Origin of the sequence: Corynebacterium sp. S5S1, assembly GCF_001913985.1 — a bacterium.
Lineage (GTDB): Bacteria > Actinomycetota > Actinomycetes > Mycobacteriales > Mycobacteriaceae > Corynebacterium > Corynebacterium marquesiae.
In genome coordinates, this window is the sequence record NZ_MKXT01000052.1 from 1 (window position 1) to 6,164 (window position 6,164).

At 60.5% G+C, this 6,164-nt stretch carries 6 protein-coding genes; 5 read left to right on the forward strand and 1 reads right to left on the reverse strand.

Features of this window, described 5'->3' with window-relative positions:
• On the forward strand, positions 1 to 63 hold a 63-nt coding region (locus tag BKN05_RS12645), incomplete at its 5' end, for an IS3 family transposase (RefSeq protein ID WP_353734806.1).
• Between the two features lie 70 nt (positions 64 to 133).
• On the opposite strand, the gene BKN05_RS11410 is transcribed toward BKN05_RS12645, so the two are convergent.
• A complete protein-coding gene (locus tag BKN05_RS11410; RefSeq protein WP_286688690.1) occupies positions 134 to 2,347 on the reverse strand; it encodes an NADP-dependent isocitrate dehydrogenase in 2,214 nt (737 codons plus the stop codon).
• A 216-nt stretch (positions 2,348 to 2,563) separates the two neighbouring features.
• Between BKN05_RS11410 and BKN05_RS11415 the strand changes: the two genes are divergently transcribed.
• Genes BKN05_RS11415 through BKN05_RS11430 form a run of 4 tightly spaced genes read left to right on the forward strand, consistent with a single transcriptional unit; the run spans position 2,564 to position 5,970 of the window.
• The gene (locus tag BKN05_RS11415; protein WP_049378070.1) at positions 2,564 to 3,817 is read left to right on the forward strand and encodes an MFS transporter; all 1,254 of its coding nucleotides are present in this window, start codon (positions 2,564 to 2,566) and stop codon (positions 3,815 to 3,817) included.
• A 21-nt stretch (positions 3,818 to 3,838) separates the two neighbouring features.
• Entirely contained in the window at positions 3,839 to 4,756 is a 918-nt protein-coding gene (locus BKN05_RS11420) for an exodeoxyribonuclease III (RefSeq protein WP_286688691.1), read from the forward strand.
• Positions 4,756 to 5,727: a trimeric intracellular cation channel family protein gene (locus tag BKN05_RS11425; protein WP_049378072.1), complete on the forward strand. Its 972-nt coding sequence runs from the start codon at positions 4,756 to 4,758 to the stop codon at positions 5,725 to 5,727. Before BKN05_RS11420 ends, BKN05_RS11425 begins: the two co-directional genes overlap by 1 nt.
• 51 nt (positions 5,728 to 5,778) lie before the next feature.
• On the forward strand, positions 5,779 to 5,970 hold the full coding sequence (locus tag BKN05_RS11430; RefSeq protein WP_049378073.1) for a hypothetical protein: 192 nt from the start codon (positions 5,779 to 5,781) through the stop codon (positions 5,968 to 5,970).
• Positions 5,971 to 6,164 lie beyond the last annotated feature (194 nt).

The following is a 6,164-nucleotide window of genomic DNA, read 5'->3' on the forward strand; positions in this document are numbered from 1 at the left end:
CGACTCAAGGGTCTAACCCCGATGCAATATCGAAATCAGACCCTTGAAGCCCTAACCGCCTAGAATTAAACCAGTCCAACTTTCGGGGGCCAGTTCATTGCTTCGCTGCGGGGCGGCTTTCGCCTGGGAAGACTTACTTCTTCAGGCCGTCGATGATCTCGTTGAATTTCGCAACTGGGCGCATGACGGCAGAGGTCTTCTCGTCATTCGGCCAGTAGTAGCCGCCGAGGTCGGCGGGGTTGCCCTGGGCGTCGACAAGCGCCTGAGCAATCTCGTCTGCCTGGGAGGACAGCTGGGAAGCCACGTCCTTGAACGCAGCGGCGAGGTCGGCATCATCGCTCTGGTTAGCCAGCTCCTCTGCCCAGAAGGTGGCCAGGAAGAAGTGGGAACCGCGGTTGTCGATTTCGCCAGCCTTGCGGGACGGGGACTTGCCCTCATTGAGCAGGCGCTCGGTGGCCTTGTCCAGGGTGGCGGCCAGGACGCCGGCCTTCTCGTTGCCGTTGGTCTGCTTCTCGTGGCGGAAGGACTCAGCCAGGGCCAAGAACTCGCCGAGGGAATCCCAGCGCAGGTGGTTTTCTTCTTCTACCTGCTGCACGTGCTTCGGGGCGGAGCCGCCCGCACCGGTCTCGAAGAGGCCGCCGCCTGCCATGAGTGGAACCACAGACAGCATCTTGGCGGAGGTGCCCAGCTCGAGGATGGGGAAGAGGTCCGTGTTGTAGTCACGCAGCACGTTGCCGGTAACAGAGATGGTGTCCTCGCCGCGGCGGATGCGCTCGATGGAGGTCTTGGTAGCGGTTACCGGATCCTCGATGGAGATATCCAGGCCCTCGGTGTCGTGGTCCTTAAGGTACTTCTCCACCAGGGACTTGATGTTGCGGTCGTGGCCGCGCTCCGGGTCGAGCCAGAAGATGGTCTTCATACCGGACAGGCGAGCGCGGTTGACGGCGAGCTTGACCCAGTCCTGGATCGGAGCGTCCTTGGTCTGGCAGGCGCGCCAGATATCGCCTTCCTCCACGTCGTGGGAGATGAGGACCTCGCCCTGGGAGTTGCGGACCTCAACGGTGCCCGTGGCCGGGATCTTGAAGGTCTTGTTGTGGGAGCCGTACTCCTCGGCCTTCTGCGCCATGAGGCCAACGTTCGGCACGGTGCCCATGGTGGTTGGGCCGAAGGCGCCGTTTTCCTTGCAGTCCTCGATAACGGCCTGGTAGACGCCGGCGTAGGAGGAATCCGGGATGACGGCGAGGGTGTCCTGCTCCTCGTCGTTCTTATTCCACATGTGGCCGGAGGTGCGGATCATGGCGGGCATGGAGGCGTCAATAATGACGTCGGAAGGCACGTGCAGGTTGGTGATGCCCTTGTGGGAGTTGACCATGGCGAGGTCGGGGCCGTCGGAAAGCGCAGCATCGAAGGCCGCCTTGATTTCTTCACCGTTGTCCAGGTCCTTTAGGCCCTCGTAGATAGCGCCTAGACCGTTCTCGCCGTTGAGGCCGGCAGCCAGCAGCTCCTCGCCGTACTTGTCATAAACATCGGAGAAGAAGGCGCGGACAACGTGGCCGAAGAGGATGGGGTCAGAGACCTTCATCATGGTGGCCTTCAGGTGGGTGGAGAAGAGCACGCCTTCTTCCTTGGCGCGCTTGACCTGTGCGATGAGGAACTCATCCAGGGCCTTGGCGGACATAAAGGTGCCGTCGATGACCTCACCCTTGAGAACCGGTAGCTCCGGCAGCAGGGCTTGTTCGCCATCGGCGGTCTTGAGAACGATGGACAGGGTGTCCTCGTTGTCCAGGATGACGGACTTTTCATTGTGGCGGAAGTCGTTGTCCGCCATGGTGGCAACGTTGGTCTTGGAGTCCTTGGACCACTCGCCCATGCGGTGTGGGTGCTTCTTCACAAAGTTCTTCACGGCCTCCGGTGCGCGGCGGTCGGAGTTGCCCTCACGCAGCACCGGGTTAACAGCGGAGCCCTTGACGGAATCGTAGCGGGCAGCGATGTCCTTTTCTTCCTCGGTGGAAGGATTATCCGGGTAATCAGGCAGGTCGTAGCCGGCAGCCTGCAGCTCGGCGATGGCCTTCTTCAGCTGCACCAGGGAAGCGGAAATATTCGGCAGCTTGATGATATTTGCTTCCGGGGTCTTGGCCATCTTGCCCAGTTCTGCCAAGGCGTCTTCGACCTTCTGCTCCTCGGTCAGGCGCTCAGGGAACTGCACGGCGATGCGGGCGGCCAGCGAGATATCGCGGGTTTCCACGTCGATGCCCGCAGTGGAAGCGAAGGCCTCCACGATGGGCTTGAGGGAGTAGGTCGCCAGCAGCGGCGCCTCATCGGTACGGGTCCACGTAATCTTTGCCATGATTCTCCTATATAACGTTGGAAAATTGTTCAAGTGCCCAGATTACCGATTTTGTGGGCGGCATGTGGGCCAGTTTGCTGAAAGTGATCCCCCATTTGTCGCCCCTTGAAAAGGGTTGCGTGGCCGCTGTCACCCATGCGCGGGAGGGGTGGAGATATTCACGACCACCCGCTGTAGTCATGCTGCCAGCACACCCGGGGTGTACCCTCACTCTCCATGAAAATCATCGATGAGCTAAGCCCGCGCAGTGCACACGAACACCGCATTCGCCGCCGTCCGCTGCCGTTGCAAACGGAGATTACCGCCCGCCGCCGCGCCATCGTCATGGTGGCTATGGCCCTGGGCGCGTTTGCCATCGGCACCACGGAGTTTGTGTCTATGGGACTGCTGCCGCTCATCGCGGATGATTTTGGCATTTCGGAAGAAAACGCCTCCACGCTCATCACCATTTATGCGATGGGCGTGGTGGTCGGTGCCCCGCTGATTGCGGCTTTTACCGGCAAGCTGCCGCGCCGCCGCCTGATCTTGCTGCTCATCGGCTTCCTCGTGGTGGGTAATCTCCTCTCGGTCTTGGCACCGAATTACGCCATCCTCATGATTGCGCGCTTCATCGCGGGCATGCCGCACGGTGCTTATTTCTCCGTGGCTAACCTTTCTGCCGCATCCATGGCGCCCCCAGGCGGCCGCGGCAAGGCCATGGCTTATGTGGGCATGGGCCTAGCCATCGCCACGGTGATTGGTGTGCCGGCCGCCCAAGCCCTCGGTTCCGCGCTGGGTTGGCAGGCGGCCTACCTAGTGGTCGTGGCTTTGGGTATTGTCACCGCCATTGCGTTGTTCTTCCTGATGCCGCACATGACGGAGATGAAGCAGACCGATATCCGCACCGAATTTGGGGCGTTCAAAAACAGCCAGGTGTGGTTTACCGTCATCATGGGCGTGGTCGGCTTTGGCGGCATGTTCTCCGTCTATACCTATATTTCTTGGACCATGACCGAGGTCGCTGGCATGGACCAGAACCTCATCTGGGTGGTGCTCATGGCCTATGGAATCGGCATGACCATCGGCAATGCCTTCGGCGGCTGGTTGGCGGACCGCAATCTGGAGTTTGGCATCATCTTTGCCTTGGCCTGCCTCATCGTTATCCTGACGGCCTTCTACTTCCTCTCCGGCCATGCCATCCTCGCTACCTTGTGCTTTGGCTGCGTAGCGTTTATGGGCTCCACCTTGGTTCCTTCGCTGCAGCTGCGTTTGGTGCATGTGGCTGGCGACGCCCAGACTTTGGCCGCCGCTCTCAACCAGTCCGCGCTGAACATCGCTAACGCGGCCGGTGCGACCATTGGCGGCGCCGTGGTGGGTGCCGGTTTGGGCTACTCTGCCCCGGCGCTGGCCGGTGCGGCCTTGGCGGCTGCGGGTTGTCTGGTGTGGGCTGCGACGATGTGGGATAAAAAGCGCCTTGCTCGCCATTCATAATCGGACCGATATGCTGTTGGCATGACCCTTACCATCGCGAGCGTTAACGTCAACGGAATCCGCGCTGCGTGTAAGCAGCGCAATGAAAACAACCCCGGTATGAACGCCTGGCTAGAGGAGACTTCGGCCGAAATCGTGCTCATGCAGGAGGTGCGTGCTACCCCGGAGCAGGCCGAAAAGGCCTTGGCCCCGGCCCTGGAGTCGGGCTGGTATTTGGCTCTTGCCGACGCCGCCGCAAAGGGCCGCGCCGGCGTGGGCATCTTGTCTCGCACCCCGCTTGCCGACGTCGAAGTGGGCTTCGGCTCCTTTACCGACGCCGGCCGCTGGATTGCGGCTACCACCCGAGATATTCGCTTCGCCTCTCTGTACCTGCCCTCTGGCGATACCGGTTCGCCGAAGTTGGATGAAAAATACCGCTTCTTGGACCAGTTCCAGGACATTCTGGCGGATAATGCGGCGCGGACGAACTCCGATGGCAGCCCGGTCGACATGGTGATCGGCGGCGATTGGAATATCTGCCACCGCGCCCAGGACCTGAAAAATAATAAGGCCAATGAAAAGAAGGCCGGCCACCTGCCAGAAGAACGCGCCTTTATGGACCACGTCTTTGGTGCGTTCCCGGATGACAAGCCGCAGGAAAAGAAGAACCTGGGGCAGTGGCAGGGCGTGGTGGAGTACGCCGGCGGCGAGCCGTGGTCCCCAACCACAAAGCCGCAGTGGTTTGACGTCGCCCGTCGCCTCCATCCGGATGAAGACGGTCCGTATACCTGGTGGACCTACCGCGGCCAGGCGTTTAATAACAACGCCGGGTGGCGCATCGATTACCAGGCGGCTACCCGCCCGATGCTGGAGCGCGCGCAGCGCACCTGGGTGGAAAAGGCCCCCACCGTAGAGCAGCGCTGGTCTGACCATTCCCCACTGCTGGTGGAGTACCGCTGATGACGCCACTATTTAGCGTCCTGTATGTAGTTGGTATTACGGCCGAGTCCATGACCGCCGCCTTGTCCGCCGGCCGCCAAAAGCTCGATCTTTTTGGCGTCACCATGATCGCCTCCATGACGGCGCTGGGCGGCGGCACGGTGCGCGATATGATCCTCGATGACCCTCCATTTACCTGGGTTGAGCACCCCATCTATTTGGTGATCGTCATCGTGGCGGCCGTGGTGACGGTGGGCATGTCCTTCCTCATGCACTATTTCCGCCACCTCTTCCTCATCTTGGATGCCCTAGGGCTTGCGGTCTTTTCGGTGCTGGGCACCCAAATCGCGGTCCACCTGGGACATGGGTTCATTATTGCCTCGGTGTCTGCGGTGATTTCCGGCGTCTTTGGTGGCGTGCTGCGTGACCTGCTTTCAGATCGCATTCCGCTGGTCTTTTCCGGCGAGTATTATGCCGCCATCTCGCTATTGGCTGCGGCACTATTTATGGCGCTGTACCACGGTGGTCTAGCCGAAGAACCGGCTGCGATTATCACCGCCTCAGTGTGTTTCATCGCCCGCTTGGCCGCGATCTACTTCAAGAAAGGCCTGCCCGTCTTCGAATATCGTGATGCCGAACAGCAGATGGACCCGCGCCTGCGTTTGTCCGCGCGCATCGTGCGCGATGGCGCCCGCAAAGCCAAGCGCAAGGCAGGCGCGGCCACGCGCTATGCCAGCCCCATCACGCGCCCGCTGACTAGGCCTTTAAGTCGCCCGTTTAAGAACAAGACACGAGCTTTTTCTACTGCGGCAGAGGGGGCGGACTACGACGATATTTCGAGCAACCGCATTGCGCGCCGGCCGAAGCAACAATCGATTACGCGGCCGAGTGGTCGGCACTCGCCAGGGGCAAGGGGAGTAAACGTGGAGCAGCAGTGGAGCTTTAATAAGGGGGACGTCGGCAAGCGCAAGGCGCCCAAGCACAAGCAGTAGTGCTACTATGGGTAGGTCAAAAAAATCAGTAATCTGCAACGGAGAAAGTTCATGGCTCGCGCAATTATTTCTTTCGTCCTCGGCGCTGTAATCCTCGGCCTGAGCATCTGGTGGTGGACCGTTGTTGGTCCGTCCTTCGCTTTCCTCGGCCCCATCGTGCTCATGGGCGTGGGCGGCGCGCTGATGGTTGCGGGCTTTGCCATCTTTATGGATGTTGTTAGCCCCACTTCCCGCAAGATTTAAGTTCTTGCGCCGCTTCCCCTGCCCTACGGGTAGGGGATTTTTCGATCCGAAAGTGCGGCGCCTAAGGCAAGGAGGTCAACCGCGCACCGAGCCTAGGGGGTGTTCCTATATAGGTTGTCAACCTCGAGGGTGGAGAAATCGGGGGCGGATTCTCTCTGCGGGGTTGTTTGGTCGTGTTGTTTTCGGGCATGGCT